The sequence below is a fragment of the Chitinophaga filiformis genome (genome assembly GCF_021646545.1).
GTDB classification, from domain to species: Bacteria; Bacteroidota; Bacteroidia; order Chitinophagales; family Chitinophagaceae; genus Chitinophaga; species Chitinophaga filiformis_A.
In genome coordinates, this window is sequence record NZ_JAKIRP010000008.1 from 208,358 (window position 1) to 233,101 (window position 24,744).

Below are 24,744 nucleotides of genomic sequence, written 5' to 3' on the forward strand. Positions count from 1 at the left end.
TAAGTCAGTAACAGTCCTTATCTGTGATACTATGAAAAGTAAATTAATAACTGAAAATAAATACCTCCTTCTGCTGCTGGTGACACTGCTATGGACAGCAAGCACCCTGCAGGCACAATGTACCTCCTGGGGTATCAGCGCGGTAGCACAGGCGTCTACCTGTGCCGCGAACGGGAAGATCACGCTTTCCTTTACAGGAACAGGAGCAGGTAATGTCACCAATATGTTGTATAGCCTGGAACCGCTGACGGCAGGCGGATATGCTGTGGCACCGGGTACTTCTTCAATATTTGAGAATGTACCGGCTGGGAGCTACAGAGCGGTAGCGAAGGGGATATGTAACAGTCAGGAGGTATCTGCTACGGTGAACGTAACGGTGCCTGGTAATTATGTGCCTTTTAAAGCGGCGGTGGCGCAGAACAAGATCACGCTGTACCATTGTAATACTGGTCAGGCTTATGTAACACTTAGTGATGGCAAGGCGCCTTATACGGTGACCATTACCAATGCCCCTGCTGCTTATACAGGGCGGAGAACTTTTGTTGCCACCGCCAATTTTATAATCGATAGTCTGTGGAGCGGCAATTATACGCTGTCAGTAACAGATGCCTGTAGCGCGGCAGTCTCTGTGCAGACCGTCAGTATTACTGAATTGAGACAGTTGGGTGCCGGTGATCTTAACTTTCAGGAGCCGGCAATGGTCAGGAATACCTGTAACAAAATAATCTTTAAATCGCCTGTCAGCGTGACGAGCAGTCCGTATATACCCTATTTACAGGGCACTACACCACTGGCTTTTGCTGTATCCTACAACGGTGGTGTAAAGTCTCCTTACAGGATGATAGGCGCTACAGATACGATCACACTGTCCGCGGGGCAGACCTTTGCCAGTGCTTATGGAGATACTGTCATGTACTATTTCAGAACGCCCTGTGGGGATGAAGTAGCGATCCCATATGTAATACCGATGCCTACTGTCGGTAATTACTTCGAATATAATTGCAGCAGGGATTTTAATGCAGGGTATTATATTGTGGACACTACCAGGATCGTTTGCTATCCTGTTTATGTCAATTTAAAGAATACTGCCACCAATGCAATACGGTATGATACCCTCAAGGGACCTGAGTCCCAGCGCCTGATCAACAATGTTCCTTTCGGGAACTACCTGTTTAACGCTGTCACCGCAGATGGTGCGAAACTGCGTGATAATGTTGTGTTGAATGTGGCTTCGCCCCCCGCGAATCCATATCTGATACGGATACAGTCTAACGAGGGTGTGACGGGCAATGACGGCGCCATCGCTTTTGCTTTCAGTAAACCGGGAGCATCATTGCCGGCAGGTTTGGAGATAAAGCTGATCAGTCCATCTGGTTATACTTATGCCGCTACTGTCACAGGCGACAGGCCTACCCAATTGCTGGCCGCCCTCAGTAACGATAATCCACGACGTTATTTTTATCCGGGTAGCTATCTGTTCAGGCTTACTGACACCTGTGGTACCTATGATATGCCGGTGACGGTAACGGAAAATGATGTGTATCGCTATACCTGGAGTGTTGTTACTGCTCAGACCTGTACAGGACTCTCAGTTATCCCTACCGGAAGGGCGATGTACCAGGGTACTGAACAGCAGACCTACTTTCAGATCCTCTGGGGACCGCTGGGGGCGATTGGATATGATAAGAAGATCGTTACTTCAGGCGATACACTCCTGTTGCCAACTGAGGGGCAGTATCGTATTGGGGTGTCAGCTTATCCCACAGTAGTGAATGATTTTAGCGTCTATGGAAATGGTGCATCGCTAAAGAACATCGATTTTAAATATCAGCCACTGATCATCGATGTGAATAATTCCCTCGGATGGATCTGTCCTGGTCAGCCGGACAACTCTGGTACTATCCAGGCCAACGCCATCGGCGGCAGTAAAATAAAAACGGGTGTGTATACCTATAAACTTGCGGTACAGGGGAAAGGGGGGACAGGGTCTTACCTGGCTAGTAATACTACCGGAAGGTTCAGTACTGCTGCTTCCGGAGGCGCATATACACTTGTGAAAGATCAGAACTATGATGTGCGTGTGGAAGACGAGTGTGGAAGTGCGGCTGTACAGACCCTGAAAATCATAGACTTTGAAACGGCTGAACTGGCAAAGACAGACAAGCCGGAGTATTGTATCGGGGACAGGGTGATTTTTAATATCATCAACCTGCCTACTACCGCTATTACTTATGCCTGGAGCGGCCCGGAAGGATTTACAAGTACGGAGCAGAACCCGGTGCTTTCTCCCGTTACAGTCAGCAGCGGAGGAAATTATCATGCAACCATCTATTCAGATATCTGCCTGCAACCTATTGAAGCCGATGTGCTGGTGAAACTGGCGCCGTACAACCTGACTTGTTACAGTGCAGTGACCGACACCAGTGTGAATCCGTATGCTTACAGCCTGATGGGCAACTGGCGTGCACAGAAGAGCTATACGTACTATGCTGCAAGAACAGAGAACAGTACCGCGCAGACGGTGAATTTACGGACGGATGGTACTATTAAGAACTTCAAATCTTTCTGGCAACTGAATGGTACGGGTATTCAGCCACTGTATGATGAGAGTCGCTGGGTGTGGAACACTGAAACCACGTTATTTAATAAAAGGGGGCTGGAACTGGAAAACAAAGATCCGCTTGGACGTTTCAACTCCGGTATTTATGGCTTTGATGATGCACTGGCAGTAGCGGTGGTACAGAACAGCCGTTACAGGGAGGCCGCTTACGAAGGGTTTGAAGACTACTTTTTTGGAGGTACTTATTGCGATACTTCCTGCAGTGTAGGTCGCAGCTTTGACTTTTCAGGTTACAGGAACAACCTGGATTCTATACAGTCGCATACTGGTAGATACAGCCTGCGCATAGCTGCTGGTCAGAGCGCGGGTATCAGTGCTGATATCCTGCCGGATAATGGTACTGCGTTTAACCTGTCTTTTAATAAGGAAAGCAATAGTTGTGTAACGGCAGGACAGGTACTGGGTAGTATACGTACCAACAAGGATGCCATTCTGCCGGTATATTCCCCATTGCCGGGAAAACAGATCCTGATCAGCGCCTGGGTGAAGGAACAGCAGGATTGTAAGGGCCTCACTTATACAGGCAATAAGATGACTATCATCGTGAAGAGAGGAGCGACGACTACGACAGTGAACGCTTCTCCCACAGGAGGCATCATCGATGGCTGGCAGCGTTATGAGCAGGTGGTGGATGTACCTGCAGATGCCACATCGCTGGCGGTGACCGTACTGGCTACGGGAACGTCTGCGGTATACCTGGACGATCTGCGCATCCATCCTTACAATGCCAATATGCGATCATTTGTGTATAGTCCGTCGGACCTCCGTATGATGGCGGAACTGGATGAGAACAACTATGCCACTTTCTATGAGTATGATGATGACGGGACGCTCATCAGGTTGAAGAAAGAAACGGAAAGCGGCATTAAGATGATCAATGAGACCAGAAGTGCCCTGATAAAGTAATCAATAACATAATACTGCTCTAAATAAGATATTATGCATTTTTTTCCAGGAAAGATCGTTCAATGGTGTTTGACTATGCTGCTCCTGCTGACGGCAGCTTACAGTCAGGCGCAGAACGGCAATACAACCCTCTTAAAGAATACACTGGATGGCAGTAAACAACAGCTGGCCAAAGACTCGGCTGTTACTGTACAGGATAGTGTGTATTTTAATCCGGCGCTGCTCAGCAAGCTGGATACTCCCTATTATGTGAAGAACATTGTTACATTCCGCATTAATGAATATGCGGGTGTATACCTGCCTGCGCAGTTTAATGCAACTGTGCGGGTGAGGGTTATTTATACAAAGCCGAATCTGAGTATGGATTCTGTGGAGAAGGACCTGAGTATCAATTACGATGTTAATGCTACTTATACCAACAGAAGCAGCTTTGTGTTTAATAACGCACATAAGGTGACTGTGAAAGTGGTGAGTGCCAGCATTGGCACTGCACCTGCAAGAGTGATGTCGGCATTGGTGCTGGACAATGAGATGCAGGTGAGGCCTGTTTATAAGCTGTCCTGTACGGATGATGCGGTGAAGAGCATCTCCAGCAACAGCGTTGCGAATATTGACTCTACGGACGAGCTGACTGTTGTATGGCCGGTAGTGACCGGTGCAAATGTGTACGACCTGGAATGGGCATATATCGATTCCTCGGCTTACCTGGCTAACAGGTATGGTAACCCGGTTAATGCGCAGCTGTTGTTCCGCAACAATACATCCCGTGTTACCATTGCGGGTAATACTTACCGCATTCCGTTGTTGTACGATAATGGCGGTATCCTGTTCTTCAGGGTAAGGGCTGTGCAGGAGAAAAGTCGTGAGGCGAGAATAGAAACAGCATGGAGTTCGGATTATACAGGTGGTCTGGGCAGTTTCTCTTTTGGGGGGCATCAGCGGATGATGAACTGGCAATCGTCTGTCGACTATGCAGAGGAAGGAAAGCGCAAAGCTGTTGTGACCTACTATGATGGTTCTCTAAGAGAACGGCAGGTCATTACCAAAGACAATGTGACGAATAAGACTGTTGTGGGGGAAACATTCTATGATTACCAGGGAAGGCCGGTTGTATCCGTTATGCCGACACCTTCTTTGAGCAGTGTAATGCGATATACGCCTAAATTCAACACGGCAGCCAGTGCAACTGAATACGACAAGAGTTATTATGATAAACTTACTTCAGCTGCCGCATATCTGACCAGTAGTGCTTCGCCTATGTACACTGGTAGTGGCGCTTCGCAGTATTATTCCAGCGCCAATCCGGATAAGAATACGGGCGTGAATCAGTTCATTCCTAATGCCGGGCAATATCCGTTTACGGAAACAGAATATACACAGGACAATACCGGTAGAATAAGCCGGCAGAGTGACGTAGGCTCAGTGTTTAAATTAGGCAGTAAACACGAGACCAGGTATTTCTATGGTACACCGGGAGATAACGACCTGGATGTATTGTTTGGTACTGATGCAGGCGACCGGTTACATTATTTCAAGAACATGGTGCAGGATGCCAACGGGCAGATCGCTGTGACCTACCTGGATATGTACGGGCGTACTATTGCAACAGCGTTGGCAGGTGTGCCGGATAGTGCTGTTATGGATAATCTTAGTTCTTATTCACAGTTTCCTGTAACAGACACCCTATCCCGTGCCAACAGCAACGTGATCACCGATATGGTGATGGAGAGTACGCAGAGTCAGCTGGTGGCGATTGACGGAGATTACCAGTTCAGGTATACATTGACTCCGCCTGTGTTGCAGAAGCGTGATTGCAATAATGTCCTGGTTTGTTATAATGCATTGTATGATCTGAGGATCACGATTACCGATGATGCTTATAATCAGCGTCTGGGAGGTAAAGCGTTTGATACCATCATCCGCAACTATACAGGAGCTATTGTTACTGACTGTTCTGCGCCTACACCTTTCAATGTCACTTTTACGAAGCGCCTGCCGAAAGGTACTTATCAGATCAATAAACGCCTGAGCATCAGGCGGGATGCGATGGATTATTACAGGGACAGTGTATTTATGAAGAAGAACCTTTGTACTACACTGGACCAGTTTATACAGCAACAGCGTGATCTGCTTATAAATACGAAATGTATACCTGATTGTAAATCCTGTCAGGATAGTCTTGGCACCTGGCTTACTTTCAGGGCTAAATATATGAAAGGTGCTGGTATTGCTGTAGCCGATTCAGCTGCGTATCGTGGCGAAGCGATGGCTGCTTACGACGAGGCCCTTGCTGCCTGTGATGCTTTGTGTAACAAGACCAGCGAGGTGACAGATACCAGGAACGCCATGTTGCTGGATATGTCTGCGCCATCAGGACAGTATGCTAATCCTGACGATACGCTGGATATCTATTCTATCTTCTATCAGAAGGACGAAAATACGCTTCCTGTCTATAAACGGGATACGGTGACTTACCTGGATGAAGCGGGTAAGCCTGATCTCGTCTATGATGAGTTGAGCAATAGCTATGTAATACCTCAGCGACTACGGCCAGATCAATTTGCTGCAAAGTTCAAACCTTCCTGGGCGGCGGCATTACTGAAGTTCCATCCGGAGTATTGTAAGTGGCTGGAATTCCAGAAATATGCCGCCAGCTATACCTGGGACAGGGCATTTGCAATTGTCGATACTTATGCGGAGGCAAAGGCCAAAGGTTATCTGAACCCTACCGGCAACAGCAGTTTCCCTTTCACAATAGTAACAGCCAACAGAGATCCGCTGTCAACGGCAAGTACTGCCAATAAGACTGCGCTGGAGGCGAAACTGAATAACTTCAATGGGGGAACAGGTACGACCATCCTGTCATTGTGGAGTATGGCGACCATTACGGTGAAGTGTCCGGATAACAGCAGTACCTGTATCGATACGTACAACACACCAGCGAAAGCTTTCAGCGAAAGTACTTTATGCACGGCTGATCTCGATATGGCATGGCGCAACTTCCGCCAGTTATACCAGACGGTGAAACAGGGGCTCCTGAGCGATAAGATCAGGAATGCTGCTTGTCCGGCGGGTGTAGTGAACCCTACTTCAGCGCAATTGACGGCTGCTGGTAAACAGCTCAATTTTAACAATGCCGCAGATGCATTGGGACAGAATGGGCTGGGTTATCTGAATAATAATCCAACCGGAGCTGCGGCTACAGATTCTACTAATAAGGCGCTGGCGAAGGCGTATGAAGAGAATTGTAATGCCTATGCGAAGGCATGGGTACAGCAATTGGCGCCTTGTAAGTACAGTCAGGCGGCTTTGAATATCATTATACCGAGATTAGTGCAGGTATGTAAAGAGGGCTCGGACATTTCGCATCCGCTGGGGTCAGGTTCTGTGAAACCGGGCAGTACGAATACTTATAAAAGCTTCCAGGCAGTGCTGGATGATTATAATAAGCAGAATAACATCACTAATTCGACAGATTGTAATCCGGAGATGATAACAGCGCCGGCCCCGTATGATAAGCAGGTGGCTTATACCAATAAGCCAATCTATACTAAGCCGGATAGTTGTGAGTGTGCTAAGCTGAATGGTTTGCAGGCTGAGTATGTGAAATACGGTAAGTCTACGGATAGCAGTTTTGCAGGGTATTTGTCGCGTACAAGGAAGATCAGCATGACGAATGCTGATCTCACACAGTTGTTGAATGCGTGTAATACAACCAGCAGCTGTACATATTTCGATAAGGTAATTAACATTCCGCCGGCTTTGCAGTGTTACAGCGGGGAGATATGTGTGTCATGTAAGGTAGTGGAAGATCTGTACCAGGGCTATATATCCGCATATCCTAATTTTACTCCTCAGAAGGCAGAGCTGGATACTATTCAACAGAAAAAGAACAGGTTGTTTGCCAATTACATGAACAACCGCCTCGGGTTTAGCAAACAGGCATGGGAGTATCTTCAGTTCAGGGATAATTGTCCCAAAACGCCAACGCCGGATCCTGGTATATGTGATAGTCTCACGTGGGCCAGGAATGAATTCCTGAGACTGTTTCCATCACTAACGGGCGACTCACTCAGTCTGTCACGCACATTAATAGGGAGCATAGTTACGCATGTGATCTCCACCGATAACAGGTCTGCATGGTCTGGAACAGAGGCTCTCGCGGCAGCTGTGTGGAAGGACAGCAGTAACAGGGTATTTAAGTTGAGGGATAATCTGGTAATTCCTATTGGTTCAACATTCAGTGTTTTGGGAGTACCCTACAATGCACGGGTGACCAGGTCAACGATAATCATGGACGGGAGGGCGCAAGGTCCGAACTACCCACCCAGCGATTTTTTCAAGGAGATAACGTCTCATTATAGCACCAATGGCACTGCCTTCGGCTATATTGAGCGGGCATTGGGCCCTGTTATACCGGGAGTAACTACCTTTTCAACCCTACCGGCAGTTACAACTGAGCATAGGATTACGTTGACCACTTTGCCAGCGGGTGCTAGTTCAGGTAGACAAGCCTTTATATGCACCGATCTGGCTATTGATATGTACGATGCATACCAGAAAGGGAAATATTATGGGTTGATATTCCGAATGGATGATGCAACGGAGGCAGGTGCCAGTAATAATTCTTACGTTTTCAATTACAGTCCCACGTCGACTGTTAATACAACTGTTCCATGGCTTACTATAAACTATAAAGCAACGGTATGTGATGAGTGGGCTGTCAGGTTTAATTTCTGGTTTCATACCGCATATTCTCCGGCTCAGATAGATAGTTTGTTCCTGGTGAATTGTGGGGCTGTTTCGGGATTTTGTGGTGGAGGAACCACGCCTCCGAATCCCGGGGACAGTGTTGTTGGCCCTTATGATGGTCCGCTGCTTTGTGGTAAGTCCACGCCTGTTTTCCCGCCGGTAGATGTTAATGAGATCAACAACTGTTCTGACAATGAATTCTTTGCTATCAGCAAGGGAACGGAGTTGTACAAGGCGTATCGTGACTCTGTGAAAGGCAGTTTTGAAAAGGATTATATCAGTACCGGTTTGCAGGCTGCAAACAAAGAAGTGTTCACGGTAAACTATAATACCAGTGAATATCATTATACACTGTACTACTATGATCAGGCGGGGAATCTGGTGAAGACCGTGCCTCCGGCGGGTGTGGTGCTTGATAGATCAGATAGCTGGGTGAACAGTGTGAGAGCTGCACGTAAAGCGAAGCAGCAGCGTGTACCTGCGCATAAGAAGATAACCCTGTACAGGTATAATACACTGGAACAGGTTGTCGAGCAAAAAACACCGGACGGGGGAATTACACGATTCTGGTATGACCGGTTGGGAAGGCCGGTAATATCGCAGAATGCACAACAGAAGGCAGACCGGAACTATAGTTATACAAATTATGATGCGCTGGGAAGAATACAGGAGGCCGGGCAGATGAACAGTACTAACCTGATGACGGACAGTATCAGCCGCGATCCGCTGTTGCTGACACAATGGCTAACGGCAGCAAAAGGAACCAGCACACAGATCACACGGACTATGTATGATGTTGCTTATACGCCTTTGTCCCAGTTGGTATTGTCGGCCCGTAATCTGCGTAACCGGGTGGCATGGACAGCAACCTATAATAACAATACCGATCTGAGTAACGGTAATTATGCAGCTGGTACTTTCTATAGCTATGATGCGCATGGTAATGTGGACACACTGTTGCAGGATTATAAACTGGGAGGAATGGCAGACGCAGGGAACAGGTTTAAGAAGATCGTGTACAGGTATGACCTGATCAGTGGTAAGGTACATCAGGTGGCTTATCAGCCTTCTCAGGCGGACGCGTTTTATCATCGTTATACGTATGATGCGGAGAACAGGCTGATTAATGTGGAGACGAGCCGGGATAGTATTTATTGGGAGAATGATGCTTATTATGCGTATTACAAACATGGTCCGCTGGCGAGGTTGGTCTTAGGACAGCAGCAGGTACAGGGACTGGACTATGCTTATACCTTGCAGGGATGGCTGAAGGGAGTGAATACAACTTCGATTGGTGGTAGCACGGATATGGGGAAAGATGGTGTAGTGGGTAGTGCTGTCGCGAGAGATGCGATAGGTTATGGATTGTATTACTTTGGAGCCAGAGATTATAACCCTATTGGTAGTGTGGTCTCTTTTGCGCCGGTTGAAGGTACTGGCTTTAAGCCACTGTTTGGCGGAAATGTTGCTGCAATAAGTCAGCATATTCCGGCTGTAGGTGAATCCCTGTTGTCTACCTATAGCTATGATCAGCTAAATCGCCTGAAGGGAACCCAGGCCATGCGTGGATTGAATACCACTACCAATAAATGGACGCCTGTAACGATTCAGGATTTCAAAGAGGGAGTTACATACGACGATGATGGTAACATCTTAATTTATAGCCGTAACGGGAACAATACATTTGCCGGTAACCCACTGGCAATGGACTATCTTACCTACAGTTACAAAGCGGGTAGGAATCAGCTGGATTTCATCGGGGATACTGTGCGCTCAACAAATTACACTGTTGACCTTGATGGACAGACTGCCGGTAACTATGCTTATGATAGTATAGGCAATCTTGTGAAGGACGTTGCAGGAGGGATCAGCAGTATTACCTGGACAGTATATGGCAAGCTTGCGACCATCACTAAAACCAACGGAACCACTCTTGCCTATACCTATGATGTGGCTGGAAACCGCATCAGTAAGACCGTGGGTAGTATACAAACATGGTACGTGCGTGATGCTTCGGGTAATGTGATGAGTGTATATACCAAAGGAGACAATACTATTAACACCGGCAGCCTGACGCAGACAGAAATTCCGTTGTATGGCAGTGGACGTTTAGGTCTGAGTACATTGAACACAAACGTGCAAAGCGTTGTGGCACCTGAGATAGTTCCTTTACGGGGATTGGGTAATGGGTTAAGCACTGGTTTCCTGCGTGGCAAAAAGATCTTTGAACTGGGTAACCACCTGGGTAATGTGCTTGCTACGGTGTCTGATAAAAAGCGGGGCGTATCAACAGATAGTACAACTATCAGTTATTTCGCACCGGATATTTCTTCTACGCAGGAATACTATCCGTTTGGTATGGCCATGCCGGGAAGAGGCGGTAATAGCGATAAATACAGATATGGCTTTAACGGAAAAGAAAATGATAATGAAGTAAAAGGAACGGGAAACCAACAGGATTATGGAATGAGGATATATGATCCAAGGGCAGGCAGGTTCTTATCTGTAGATCCTATATCTGCAAAATATCCGGAGCTGACACCATATCAGTTTGCAAGTAATACACCTTTGTGGGCGATTGACATCGATGGACTGGAAGGTGGTGTAGGAACGATGCATGCCTGGCTGGCTATTAAGAAATGGTGGAATTCATCGAGTGAATTGGGTAGTACATTGGCTCATTCCTGGTACATGGCTGGTAACGTTCCGGTAGAGGAGGGGAAGACGTTTAAAAATGAGGATATACTGCCTTCGTTGGGGGCTACGTACGGTACAGCGATGCTGACGTATTATGGTGGCGGTGCGGGGAGAATAGGCGTTCCAGCAAGTTTGTTTATGAAAATGCCTGTCAGAATGCCGGTGAGGGCTCCTCAGGCTCCGGTTGTAATTAAAGCACCTGCCTATACTCCTGTAATAAAACCGGCAACGAGTAAGACTGTTACTCAAGGCAGGGCGATACCACCAGTTCTGGTCGAAGCACCTGTTACAACCACACCTGCCACAACGAACGCTGGTACGGCCCAGTTGGGTACTACAAATAGCGCCAGAACGTCAACATCTGATATCGATCTGTCTACACTATCGAAGCGTGAATTTGGTAACCATGTACATTATGATCGTATCAATGGCGGGCCCAGGAGAGCGGGAGTAGTGACACTTCCTTCCGAGTTGCAGAACAGGTATCCGCTCACGGAATTCATTTTTGCTCCAAGAGGGGCAAAAGGGCCGGATGTCCGCGTGGTAGGAGGACTCCATCCTTCTATGTACTTTGGTTCTAAATGGACTCCCGGAGTTAATACGGCTGACTTTAAACCAGCATCAACTAATGGAATACAAACATTTGGTAGAGAAATCACCAATGGGAAACTACCCATAACTACACAGGCGTTATGGTATGATCAAACGACCGGACGTTTGGTAAATTACTGATATGGATAAAATGGGGAAGCCAGTCGGTCATATAGTAGTTAACAGAAGTATGATACAAACAGTGATTACCGTCACCGCATGGTTCACATACATCACTCTCTTTAACTCATCATGCGCAATCTCCCGTGGTACTTCGCCGATATAAGGCTTGACCACTACCTGCCCATGATAAGTGTTCGGGCCTCCGAAGCGGCACTGCAGAATGCCTGCCAGTGCCGCTTCGGGGTAACCTGAATTCGGACTGGCATGTTGATGCCCGTATTTAAGAATATATATCACACCTTGTTTGCTGAACGTTACCAATACCATCAGCAAGGCCGTTAATCTCGCAGGGATGAAATTAGCCACATCGTCCAGCCTTGCTGCAAATTTTCCGAAATAGAAATACCGTTCACTTTTGTAGCCAATCATAGAGTCGAGGGTATTGATCATTTTATAGACCATCATGGCAGGTACACCTCCGATGGCATAAAAGAACAGTGGGGCAATCACACCGTCGCTTAAATTCTCAGAAAGTGTTTCAAACACTGCTGTCCGGATCTGGTTTTCGTTTAAGGCAGACGTCTGGCGGCCGACGATCCACGATAGTCGTTTACGTCCTGCTTCAAGTCCCTGATGCTCCAGGGTGTCAAAGACTTCCTTACCTTCCTGTAACAGGCTTTTATTGGCCAGTCCATAGAAGACGAAGATGCTGGCGGAGATGTAATATGCGGGTGTGCTGAGGCGCAATAACCAGTGTTGTGTAAAATAGAAGAAGCTGAATACCAATATGCATAGCAGCATTGTCAGTAATGCTCCTTTTAGTAACTGATACTTCCCCTTATTAAGCAGGGCTTCTCCCTTAGTGATCACAGTACCGAATAGGCGGATGGGATGAGGTAACCATCTCGGATCACCTAATAGCAGATCCAGCAGGTACCCTGCTACCAGAGGAATAGCTATGATCAGAAACTTTCCATCCATGCCCTGATTCCTTTTACCAGTAATACATTCTGTTCCCTTCGCTGAGCAGCGATGCGGAAGTGTTGTGGCGTCAGGCTTCTGAAATTAGACGCATCCCTGATGAGCAGACCTGCCGTTTGTAGCAGGAATTGTTTCAGCGCTGCTGCAGTGCCTTTGTCGGTTTCGCAGAGGAAGAAATTTGTATGTGTGTGCCGGATGGAGATATTACCGATGGCCCTTAATGCGCCAATAAGATGAAATGCCTCCCATGTCAGATCAGCCGTAGGTAATATTATTTCTTGCCGGTGACCTGCAATGAACAATCCTGCTTCGATAGCCAGGGCATTGACTGACCAGGGCATTTTGTAGGGAAGGATATTATTGATGACGGCCTCACTGCTGAGTATATAACCTAAACGCAGTCCGGGGATGGAATAAGTTTTCGTAAGGGACTTGATGATGATGAGGTTCGGATATTGATCCAGGGTAGGAATCATCGAGATGATATCTACTGTAAAATCAACATACGCTTCATCGATCACGAACATCGTTTTGGAATGATGTTCCAGGAGCTGTTTTATAGTAGCCGGATGTAATACAGCGCCGGTAGGATTGTTTGGATTACCGAAGAAGACAATGTCAGTATCAAAGACTGTATCGGGTTGCAGATCATCCCAGTGCAGATAATTTATCCCGAGATCGTTAGCCCGGCAAGCATCTTCATATTCAGCAAAGGCCGGAATGACGATAGTCGCTGATTTCCCGCGAAATGCATGTGCCACCAGATAAAAAGCTTCCGTCGCGCCGTTGGTTACCAGTATCTGTCCCGGTGTCAGGCTATGCCATTCGGCCAGCGCAGCCTGTAAACGCTGTGCGTTTGCTTCGGGGTAATTCCGGACCTTCTGAAGACAGGTGGTCAGGTGTTGTTGCAAGCCGGTGGCCCAGCCGCCGTAATATACATTAGAGCTGAAATCAGCAACGATGTTGTAGTTAAACAGGTATCTGTCGTCTCCGTGGCCGTGGATCATCTGTCCTTCTTTAGTTGTTCGTAAATATAGTTCATGTCGATGTGCTCCCGCAGGTGCTGCGCTAGTTTGTCATACTGTGCTTCTTTAAAAGCCAGGTAGTCAAAGGGTGTAGCCGACTGCTGTGTTGTATGTGCTTTCAGCAGATCCTCTATTACAATAGCATTGTCCAGAATACCGTGGATGTAGGTGCCCCAGCAATGTTCATTCAGAAGGTACCCATCATTGTTACCGGTAGCAGTTTTATTGAGCGGGCTTTCCTGTGCGGTAGCAGTGCTGATACCCATATGGATCTCGTATCCCTTACAAGGGGTAGTATTATCTTTATAATAGAATTGACACTGTTCTGTGACCTTATGTTCGGTTAAGACCGTCTTTACTGGCAGGATGCCCAGTCCGGGCATAGATTCAACGGTACCTTCCACATGATGCGGATCTTCGATACTGCTGCCCATCATCTGGTAACCGCCGCAGATGCCGATCACAGTTTTATTGTTTTTGTGCGCCTGCACAATGGCTTTCGCTACGCCGTTGTTCTTGATGTCGATCAGGTCAGCAATCGTATTTTTACTGCCGGGGATGATGATGATATCCGCCTTTTCAATATCAGCAGGATTGTTACTGTAGAATAGGTGTACGCGTCCGTCCTGTTCCAGTACATTGAAATCAGTGAAATTAGAAAGGCGGTTCAATAATACAACGGCGACATTCACCTTACCTGAAGCCAGTTTGTTGTGTTTATGTTCCAGTCCGACAGAGTCTTCTTCCTCCACATAGATGTCTTTGCGATAAGGGATAATACCGACCACCGGTACACCGCAGAGATCTTCCAGCATGGTTTTGCCGGAGTCGAAGAGACGGGCGTCGCCTCTGAATTTATTGATGATGATGCCTTTGACGAGTCGTTTCTCTTCCGGTGGCAGCAGGGCCATCGTGCCGTATACACTGGCGAAGAGGCCACCCCGGTCTATATCGCCTACCAGGTAGACGTCGGCCTGTGCATGGAGCGCCATGCGCATATTGGTAATGTCGCGGTGTTTCAGATTCAATTCACTGATACTACCTGCACCTTCCATCACGACAGGGTTGTATTTTGCCTGCAGGCGATCGTAAGCAGCTTTGGCTTCTTTGAAGAGTTCCTGCTTATTGTTGCCCATAAAGTAGTCATAGGCTGACTGGTTACCTACAGGTTTGCCCAGGAGGACCACCTGCGAGGCTTTATCGCTGGTCGGTTTTAACAACACGGGGTTCATGTCGGTGCTGCAGGGAATACCGCAGGCCTCTGCCTGTACGGCCTGTGCACGTCCTATCTCAAAGCCATCCGGTGTGGCGTAACTATTGAGCGACATGTTCTGTGCTTTGAAGGGAGCGGGATGGTAACCATCCTGTTTAAAAATGCGGCAGAAGCCTGTGTTGATAAAACTTTTGCCAACATCTGATGCAGTGCCGGCAAACATGATGGACCTTAATTGCTGCATAAGATTGCGAATGTACTATCTTTGACGGAATGAAACCTCAGTTTTTAATTGCAGCACCATCCAGTAGTTCCGGTAAAACGACACTCACATTAGGTTTGTTAAGGCTGTTGCATAACCGGGGCTTAAAAGTACAGCCGTTCAAGTGCGGGCCTGACTACATCGACACTAAACATCATGGGATGGCTTCCCGTTCCCCGAGCATTAACCTGGATACCTTCATGATGAGCGAAGGGCATTTGCGGTCGCTGTATGCAAAATATAGTGCAGCGGCAGATGTGGTGATCACAGAAGGTGTTATGGGACTGTTTGACGGGGCAGACAGGATGAAGGGAAGCAGTGCAGAGATTTCCATGCTGCTCGACCTGCCGGTGATATTGGTGGTGAATGCAAAGGCAATGGCTTATTCCGTCGCTCCGCTCATTTATGGTTTTAAGCATTTTAATCCGCAGGTCCAGATAGCAGGCGTGATCTTCAACTTTGTAAATACTGAAAGTCATTACCAGTTCCTGAAGGACGCCTGCGAGGATATTGGCGTTACTCCGCTGGGATATGTACCAGCCAGTGATGATATTAAGATCCCGTCCCGTCACCTGGGACTGGCTATTTCTCCGGAGAATGACTATAACGCTGTAATAGAAAGGGCGGCTGCTCATATCAGTAAAACGGTGGATGTTGAGCGATTGCTGGAGATCACCCAAAGACCAGTTCTGCGTGTCCCTGCTCCGGCGATATTACCACCTGCCCGTACTATCGAAATAGCCGTTGCTGAGGATGACGCGTTTAATTTTATCTACAAGGAGAACCTGGAGGTGTTGAAAAGCCTCGGAAAGGTAACCCCTTTCAGTCCGCTGTATGACTACGCAGTACCCGCAACAGACCTGCTATATCTACCAGGAGGGTATCCTGAACTGTTCCTGGAGCAATTGTCGTCTAACCAGACTATGCGGGAATCCATTCTTATTTACTGTCAACTTGGAGGAGTCGTGATCGCCGAATGCGGGGGAATGATGTACCTGGGAGATAGCCTGACAGACAGTGCCGGAAAGGAATACCCAATGGTGGGATTTTTAGGCCTTAAAACGACAATGAAGGACGCAAAGCTGTCTCTCGGGTACCGGGAGATAGAAATAGGCTTAAATCGCTTTAAAGGGCACGAATTTCACTATTCCGCGTGTACGGAGATGGACATGAGGGGGCTCACGAAGATAGGGAAGGTGTTCAATGCGAGAGGGAAGGAGGTATCTACCCCGGTTTATAGGTATGCCAATGTGATTGCGTCTTATATACATGTGTATTGGGGGGAGAACCCAGATTGGTTGCGTTTGGTTTGATTCCCGGGCATTCGTTGTGTTCCCGGGTTCCATTCGTTCCATTCCCGATTGATGTTAATTCCGTCCGGGGGGCATTCGTTCCGTTTCCGGGTTAGGATTATTCCGTTCCAGGGGTTGCATCCGTTCGGTTCCGCATTATGATCATTCCATCCCCGGGGTTGCATCCGTTCGGTTCCCCGGTTACGCCTATTCCACCCGGGGCATCCGTTCCGTTTCCGGGTTACGTTTATTCCACCCCGGGGGCATCCGTTCCATTTCGGGGTTACGTTTATTCCGCCCCGGGGTTGAAAACCCCGCGCTACAAACACAGCCCACCTACGGAGGGCTACTGACGCGAATGATTGCGTATTGCCAATTGCCGGATATCCATTATCTCTTCGGTACCAATCCGGTACCAACGGTGTACCAATGGCCTGATCTTATGTTCATCTTACGTCTTTGAACGTAGGATCAACGTAAGATGAGGCCATTGGTACACCGTTGGTACTATAGTGGTACCGGAGTGAATCGGTTTGCTTTGATGTACTCGAGGTATAGTCCACCTAGCCTCATCCTCCCTTCATCTTCCGTTCCGGAACGGAAGATGAAGGGAGGATGAGGCTAGGTGGACTATAGGTTGACGCTAGGTTGACCGAATCTGAACCTGGTTTGGGGCTACCCGAACTCCGGTTTCTGTTCGCTTTGATTGTACGATGCTGAAATAATAATACCTGTTTAAAACCCTGAATGTACGCTACTGAACTCCTATCGTACACATTTTTGTAGCCTGATAAACGCCTGTCAGTTTTTACTGATAATGAGATTGATAATCAGTTAGATATGGCCGTGAACGAACTTGAACGAACTTGTTTCCCCGACTTGCAGGCCGGTTAGACTGCATATACTAATTTACGGGTGGATGCGCATCCCAACCTTCATTCTCAACCACTAAACTTTCTAACCCGTTATGTATCGTTCTCTGTTTATCATGATCATTCTTTCATTTAATGCCATGGCCCAGACTGCTGTTCCGTTCGATTCACCGCGCTGGAAGATCACCGGGCAGGAAGCGGTAAAGGAAACCCACCTCGGACAACCGGCCCTGAGGCTCAAATCGGGGAGCGCTTTGCTGGCAGACGCCAATTTCCGGAATGGTATTATTGAATTTGATATTGCGTTGTCCAAAGCCCGTTACTTCCCCGGTATTGACTTCCGGATGCAGGATGAGGCCAACTTCGAGGAATATTATCTGCGTCCTCACCAGTCCGGTAATCCTGATGCCATGCAATATACGCCTGTATACAATCGTATGGGGGGCTTTCAGCTATATTATGGTACCGGTTATAACAATCGGGTAGAGTTGCCTTTCGGACGCTGGTTGCACGTTAAAATGGTGCTAAAGGAAAAGGAAGGAGAGATCTATTTTGATAATGGGGTAGAACCGGTACTGTACATCAATCGTTTCGACCGTGAGCCTGTTGCAGGTATGATTTCCCTGACCAATCCCTGGGATGCCATGGTATGGTACAGCAATTTCGTGTATACGTCCAGTGATGCTGTTACCATCAGGAGCTCGCGGGAACTGCCCAAACTGCCTGAAGGTACAATCACCAACTGGGACGTGAGTACTACATTCAGTGAAAAACAAGTGGACGGACGTACAAAGCTGGATGCGGCAGACACGGCGTCGCTTCATTGGAAAACCCTGTGGGCTGACCACAATGGTATTACAAACGTGTCTGTGCTGGCGACCGTGACGGAAAATCAGAATACTGTGTTTGTGCGCAAAGTAATTGACGTAAGCTCGCCTCGTATTCAGAAACTGAACTTTGGATTTTCTGACAAGGCACGTGTATATCTGAACGGCCAATTATTGTACGAGGGCAACGATGAATTTGTTACCCGCGACTACCGCTTCCTTGGTACCGTGGGATATTGGGATGCGCTTTATCTGCCGCTCCAAAAGGGGCGTAATGAATTACTCATCGCCATATCCGAAGCTTTCGGCGGCTGGGGCATTAAAGCCCGGCTGACAGATTAGGTATTAAACTGCCTAAGGCTTTTCTGACAGCCGGTGCATTCTTCGTCCGGCACAACTCAGCAAGAGGGGCATCAAAGCCCGGCTGACAGATTAGGCATTAACTGCCTAAAGCTTTCCTGACAGCGGGGGCAATTTGGGTCCCATACAACTCGATGGCATGCATTACTTTTTCATGGGGGATCTCTCCGCCAATCAGCTGCGCCAGGTATCGGGTATTATGATAAAGCTCATGCATGTGGAGGATCTTGTCGATGATCTCGTTAACATCTCCTACCATCAACGGTCCTCCACGGCGGAGCGCTTCGAAGTATTGTCTTTCGATGGGCGACCAGCCTCTTTCACGGCCTATCCTGTTCATCATCTTTTCGTAAGTGGGATAGAGGTCGTCTGAAGCCTGTTCCGAATCATCCGCAGCGAAAAAATGTGTGCTGATGGCAAACTGCAGGCTGCTGACGTCATGACCGGCTTCCTGTGCCGATTTCCGGTAAAGCTCCGCAAAAGAGACAAAGCCATTGGTTGGACCTCCCAGGATAGCAACAGTGAGGGGCAGGTTCATTTTACCTGCTCTTACTGCTGATGCCGGTGTGCCACCAGCAGCCAGCCAGACAGGTAATGATGCTTGTATAGGACGGGGATAGACGCCCCGGTTGGGAATAGATGGGCGGAACTTCCCTTTCCAGTTCACGATCTCGTGCTGATTGATGTTTAAGAGCAGGTCCAGCTTTTCTATGAATAATGCATCGTAATCTTTCAGGTCATACCCGAACAACGGAAATGATTCTATAAACGATCCTCTGCCGGCCATGATCTCGGCTCTTCCATCGGATATCAGGTCGAGGGTGGAAAACTGCTGGAATGTCCGCACAGGATCTACAGAACTTAATACCGTCACAGAGCTGGACAGTTTGATGCGCTTTGTGATGGCCGCCGCTGCCGCCAGTATGGTTTCGGGAGATGATACAACGAAGTCGGGGCGGTGATGCTCGCCCAATGCAAAAACATCCAGTCCTACTTCATCTGCCAGTTTTATTTCTTCCAGCAGTTCATGCACCCGTTTGTGCGCATTGACGGCCTTGCCTGCTACTCTTTCCGGGGTGATTTCTCCAAAGGAGCTGATACCTAATTCCATTTTATATTATTTAACCATTTTACAATTTGTTGCCGGATAACGCTGCTGATACGATATCTGTCTGATGGCGCCGCAAAGTTCCGGCATAAGCTTTAGTCCGGGAACACTGTTTCCAAAAGTATAGTACTTTCTACCGGGAAACCAGGTATTTATACGCTTGTCATCATTTGTTATCTGATGGAACTTTACTTCAGCATTACAGCAGCATTCGAAACAGCATGAAGGGACATTGATACCGTTGACCCCGGAACACCAGCAACAGCAACAACGTACGAGACCATGGCGTTTTAACAGCCAACATTACATGCCCCAATTCATTGTCGCGCGCTATACAACGCAGCAGGCGTTGTCAGGAGCTGCTATTATCAGTTTTGTAACCTCAAAAAATTAAACAAATGGACAAAGCAATTGCCACAGACAACCTTAATGAACAACAGATCAAACTGTATCTGGAAAACCGTAAACTCTTACTACTCTCCAAATTCCTGCCACAACAAACAGCCAGCATTACTTTTTGGGAACAGTTAACGTGTGTGGGGTTTAATCCCGATGTATCCCGGTTGGAAGCAGTAGTGAAGATTAAACAACCTACGGGCTACAGCGGCGGATTATGCAGTGCAGGATCGCATGAATATGTGCGCTTCTTTGTAGACTACCATGATGGCGCCGGGTTTCAGAATGCCGGGCTGACCAGCTTTAAAGTAGCAGATATTCCCGATCCGGCTCCTCAGACCAAACATCCGCTACATTACATGGTATACATTTTCCTCAATGATGAGGCACATCGCCGGTTTACCGCCTGTGATACGGCCATCATTCCTACCGTAAGAGCGGTATTATCATGGAACAGTATTCCTTCATTAAATCCGGCCGACACTCCGCATTTTGGTAATGTAGTGGATGTTGATATTCAGCTGAAGAGAAAGCGGATCATCTTCTGGGGAGATCTTATCAAAGAGCTGAATATCAAAGAGAAACTGGACGTACTGCCACAGGTGGATGAAGAATTTAAACTGCCGGTGATTGACAAGCCTTTACCACCGGTAGAACAGTTCTACAAAATGTACAAAGGGGCAGGCGTGGAAGACCACCGCACCTTTTACAGCAGCATTATACCACAGTTGCCGGAGATAGCGCAGTTGCCAACTACTGTGCCTGTCTTTGATCTCGATATTGTCAGTAAGATAGGCGTGAACATCGCTGACATCACGAAGGTGATCACCAACCCCATATTTGAAAAGGACAATGCCAATATCGATTATGAACAGCTGACCTGCGTAGGACTTAATACGGTTTCCGATACACTGGGAGCAGTGATCAAACTGAAGAAGAGTACCGGTTTCAGTGGCAACCTGTGTACTGCGGGATCAAAAGAATATGTTGCCTTCTGGGCAGACTGGAACAACGATGGCACGTTTGATGAATACCTGGGTACTACCAGTGTCACTGTACATGACATCAGCAATATTCCTAACGATGGTTTGTACTATAACGTAGCGCTGCCATTAGACCTGTCTAAACGCCTGAAGAGCTGTGATATACCGAATATCATCAGGATAAGGGGTGTATTGTCCTGGCAGACATTGCCTTCAACAACAGATCCGAACGCGCTCAATTTCTATGGCAACCGTGTAGACGTACGGGTACAGATCAGGCCTGGTGTACAGGACGGCGGCAAGCTGGGAATAAATCTCTTCGATGTGAATGGTGTTGCCATCAGTAATATCGACCAGGTGGCGATAGCTACCAGGGGGTTGGCGTATAGCAGCGCAGTGTTCCCTGCTGCGGCCTATCCTTTTGGCGGGTTGATCAAACTGAGTGGTATGTTCACGAACAGTGGTCCATCCGGCACTACTTTCTATAAGGTACAATTCATTGATACCAGTGGTGGTACCTGGCAGGATGTGATGGATAAACAGAAATTCCAGATCATTGAAAGCAGTGTGCTGACACTGCACGACCAGGACCCCTCATTAACCGGTGGCTGGCTCACCTATCTGCCTGCCGTGCCTTCGAAAGCAGAGAAGCTATCGCTGCTGGCATTCTGGGACAGCGGCAGCAGGAATGGGCTGTATAAGATCAGGGTATTGTTTACGAAAGATCCGCTGCACGCACCGGCCAATATCAGCTATTCAGCCGAGACATATGTTTACCTTGACAATACCGGTTATATGGTGAATGCGGCACCGTCTACCACACTGGATGCTGCGAGTACGCTGGATGTGATCATTGCCGGTGGCGATTGTAAATTCTACAATAAAGGCGATGTGATCAGTGGTCAGCTGAAAGTGATCGATAAGTTCTTCAGCAACTGGTACTTCGACCTGCAGCCGGCAGCGCATATCACGCCTCCGGGTACACCGCTGAGCACTATTGTCAACCCTTCTTTCAGGTCGTGCGTAAGCCTGGCGGATAATGGGAATAATGGCCTTGCCTTCACCATCGATACAACGTACCTGCAGTCCTGCGGATATACGATCCGTTTGAGTGCGACAGACAGATCGCTGGTAGGGTATAAGATCCCTTTCCTTGATGGCTCGTATATCTACAATCTTACCAGCCATTATGCGGAGAAGTATCTTGGATTTGCTGTGTTGCCCTAGTTAAGATAGATGGATGGCGGAGCATGGGAATGGCGAAAGGCTGTTCCTGTGCTTTTGCTGTTGCCGGAAAACCGTAAAATATCATTTTTAATTTCCCCCATAGTACAGACCTTTGTGTTGAGAATGGATCAAAGAGATGGCAGTAACAACAACAGCAGCATCGTCAATTATTAAGGCCGAAAGGGGCAGCCTCCGTTTCAGGCGTATCAAGAACAGCATTTTTTTGTCAGGGCTTTCGGTATTTGCGCAGTTATATTTATTCCAGCCTGTATTACCGCTGCTATGTAAAGAGTTTAAGATCTCGCCTGCTGAGAGCAGCTGGGCGGTATCTGCTTCGACAATGGGAATGGCGGTAGGACTGTTTATCTTCTCTTTAAAAGCGGATGCCCTGCCACGGAAGCAGCTGATGGGATTTGCCATGCTGGCGTCTGCAGTGCTGACATTGTTGTCGGTGTTCATTCATAATTTTCATTTGCTGATAGCCGTGAGTTTCGCCAAAGGTGCTATGCTGTCTGGCGTTACAGCGGTGGCCTTAGCCTATCTGTCAGAAGAAGTAAGCCTCAGTTCATTGGGATTAGCTATCAGTCTTTACCTAAGTGGCAATGCTATTGGCGGGATGGCCGGTAGGATCGTGGTGATGTTGATAGCTGGCTGGGCGAACTGGCGATGGGCGGCAGCATTTGTAGGTATTTCCAGCCTGATCTTAGGTTTGTTTTTTATGAAGCGTTTGCCTGCCTCAAAACACTTTATGCCTATGCCGGTCAACATTGGTCAGAAATGGCAGCAGATGGGTGTGTTTTTCCGGCAACCGGTGATCGTCTTCGTTTACCTGGCTGCTTTCCTGTTGATGGGTGGGTTTGTGAGCATCTATAACTACACGGGTTTTCACCTGGAGGAGCCTCCGTTTTCTTTACCGCATTATGTGATTGCCTGTATCTTCCTGATGTATACCGTGGGCGTAGGGGGTACGATGGTAGCAGGAAGATTATCCGATAAGATCGCCCCGGCAAAGCTGATCAGGTACTTCATCCCTGCCATCGCTGTTGGATTGTTATTGATGTTGATATCGCAGCTGGTCGTCTTTATCGGCGGACTGGGTATTTTCACGTTCAGCTTTTTCGGCACGCATACGCTGGCCAGCAGGATCGTATCGCAGGAGGCGAAGGAAGGGAAGAGCAGTGCAACTTCGCTTTACTGGCTGTTCTACTATGCAGGTTCCGCCATCATTGGTACAGCTACGGGTGTTGTGCTGACGGGATGGGGATGGGCGACTTTTATCTTTTCCCTGTTGCTGCTGGTAGTGGCAGGGTTCCTGCTGGTTTTCAGGGCTGCTGGAAGTAAGTGATTACTCACTCAGGGCATAGTCGGCCGCCGCCTGGGAATGTGACTGAATCGTCTCAAACGTCGGGATGCTTACATCGTCCGGATGAATGACCAGTGGCAGTTCCTAATACGTTCTTCGTTAACAGCTCCTCCAGTTGCCTGATTTCATTCTTCAAAACAGTCTTCTTCCGTTTGCAGAAATAGAGCGCATTTTCGACGTATGGCCCCCCTTCCCAGGCAAGCCTTATCATCTGATTGCTGATCGCTTTCCTGCATAAAAAGTCCGGCATTATCGCAAAGCCTTTGCCATTACACAGGCAACGGAGGACGGAGGAAAAATGGGGAACTACGTAGTTGGGAGTCATATCCGGGAACTGATCAAAATTCGTCAGCCAGAAGTTTCTGAAGTGTTCCATGCCCGCGGTTGTAGTGTACCAGACCTGCTGTTTTAACCATTGTTTGATGGCGGGTCGGTCATTGTTCATAGTCAATTCATCCAACTGTTCGGCATTTGTTTTATTTCCACAGACCAGGACAATACGTTCCTTTATGAAGGGTGTATATTCAAGATTGGCCTGCAAATCCCTGCCGGGTATCACAATGAGATCCAACCTGCCTGCATAAAGGTCCTGTAGCATTTCGGGATATTGGTTAAAGCGTAAGATGAGATTAAACGGTAATTCCGCCAGGTGTTCTTCCAGCGCATATTCAAATGTATCGACTCCCATGCCCACGCTGACAGTAGACTTCGTAGCCTGTGAATTTCTGAAGAGCGATTGCTCTGTTTCTTCCAGTTTATTCAGCGAATCGAGAATACAGTTGTAGAGTATGATCCCTCTTTCGGTGGGCGCCATTTTCCTTGTTTCACGTTTGAACAAAGGGTATCCGGTATAAGCTTCGAGGGAATTCAAATGGAGGCTTGCGCCCGGCTGGGAAATATAAAGTGTCTGAGCGGCCGCTGTCAGGTTGCCCGCCTCGTAAATTGCTTTAAATGTTCTGAGCCATTCAAGGTTCAACATATAGTTGTGTTTTTGTGATCAATTCAAGTAGCATGATGGCAGTAGGCCGGGCTGTGGTGTTCCATTGCCTTAAAATTTCCGGTGTGGGGTGCTGTAACGACGTCTGTCAGATAGCCACGAGCCGGGTCTCAAGCCTTGTCTGTACCTATAGCTGATCTATATGTGTG

11 protein-coding genes are annotated in these 24,744 nt (G+C 47.8%); 6 read left to right on the forward strand and 5 right to left on the reverse strand.

Annotation, left to right across the window (positions count from 1 at the left end; genetic code table 11):
- Positions 1–31: 31 nt before the first annotated feature.
- Entirely contained in the window at positions 32–3,526 is a 3,495-nt protein-coding gene (locus L3C95_RS19980; RefSeq protein WP_236390336.1) for a hypothetical protein, read from the forward strand.
- A 33-nt stretch (positions 3,527–3,559) separates the two neighbouring features.
- Positions 3,560–11,707, forward strand: coding sequence for an RHS repeat domain-containing protein (locus L3C95_RS19985; RefSeq protein ID WP_236390338.1), 8,148 nt, complete (start codon positions 3,560–3,562; stop codon positions 11,705–11,707).
- A gap of 27 nt (positions 11,708–11,734) precedes the next feature.
- Here L3C95_RS19985 and cbiB read toward each other — a convergent pair whose 3' ends face one another.
- Genes cbiB through L3C95_RS20000 form a run of 3 tightly spaced genes read right to left on the reverse strand, consistent with a single transcriptional unit; the run spans position 11,735 to position 15,152 of the window.
- Positions 11,735–12,670 carry an adenosylcobinamide-phosphate synthase CbiB gene (gene cbiB, locus L3C95_RS19990; protein ID WP_236390340.1) on the reverse strand — a complete coding sequence of 312 codons (936 nt, stop codon included), beginning with the start codon at positions 12,668–12,670 and terminating at the stop codon, positions 11,735–11,737.
- Entirely contained in the window at positions 12,652–13,677 is a 1,026-nt protein-coding gene (locus tag L3C95_RS19995; protein WP_236390342.1) for a pyridoxal phosphate-dependent aminotransferase, read from the reverse strand. The genes cbiB and L3C95_RS19995 overlap by 19 nt, the downstream gene beginning before the upstream one ends.
- Positions 13,674–15,152, reverse strand: coding sequence for a cobyric acid synthase (locus tag L3C95_RS20000; protein ID WP_236390344.1), 1,479 nt, complete (start codon positions 15,150–15,152; stop codon positions 13,674–13,676). The genes L3C95_RS19995 and L3C95_RS20000 overlap by 4 nt, the downstream gene beginning before the upstream one ends.
- Positions 15,153–15,181: 29 nt before the next feature.
- On the opposite strand from L3C95_RS20000, the gene L3C95_RS20005 reads away from it, so the two are divergent.
- A complete protein-coding gene (locus tag L3C95_RS20005) occupies positions 15,182–16,483 on the forward strand; it encodes a cobyrinate a,c-diamide synthase (protein WP_236390346.1) in 1,302 nt (433 codons plus the stop codon).
- 946 nt (positions 16,484–17,429) lie between these two features.
- Complete coding sequence (locus L3C95_RS20010) at positions 17,430–18,503, forward strand: hypothetical protein (RefSeq protein WP_236390348.1); 1,074 nt, start codon at positions 17,430–17,432, stop codon at positions 18,501–18,503.
- 97 nt (positions 18,504–18,600) lie between these two features.
- On the opposite strand, the gene L3C95_RS20015 is transcribed toward L3C95_RS20010, so the two are convergent.
- Entirely contained in the window at positions 18,601–19,632 is a 1,032-nt protein-coding gene (locus tag L3C95_RS20015; protein WP_236390349.1) for an LLM class flavin-dependent oxidoreductase, read from the reverse strand.
- A gap of 395 nt (positions 19,633–20,027) precedes the next feature.
- Between L3C95_RS20015 and L3C95_RS20020 the strand changes: the two genes are divergently transcribed.
- Positions 20,028–22,235, forward strand: coding sequence for a hypothetical protein (locus L3C95_RS20020; protein WP_236390350.1), 2,208 nt, complete (start codon positions 20,028–20,030; stop codon positions 22,233–22,235).
- 136 nt (positions 22,236–22,371) lie between these two features.
- Positions 22,372–23,580, forward strand: a complete 1,209-nt coding sequence (locus tag L3C95_RS20025; protein ID WP_236390351.1) for an MFS transporter — start codon at positions 22,372–22,374, stop codon at positions 23,578–23,580.
- 52 nt (positions 23,581–23,632) lie between these two features.
- Here L3C95_RS20025 and L3C95_RS20030 read toward each other — a convergent pair whose 3' ends face one another.
- Positions 23,633–24,577, reverse strand: coding sequence for a LysR family transcriptional regulator (locus tag L3C95_RS20030; protein ID WP_236390352.1), 945 nt, complete (start codon positions 24,575–24,577; stop codon positions 23,633–23,635).
- Between the last annotated feature and the right edge of the window lie 167 nt (positions 24,578–24,744).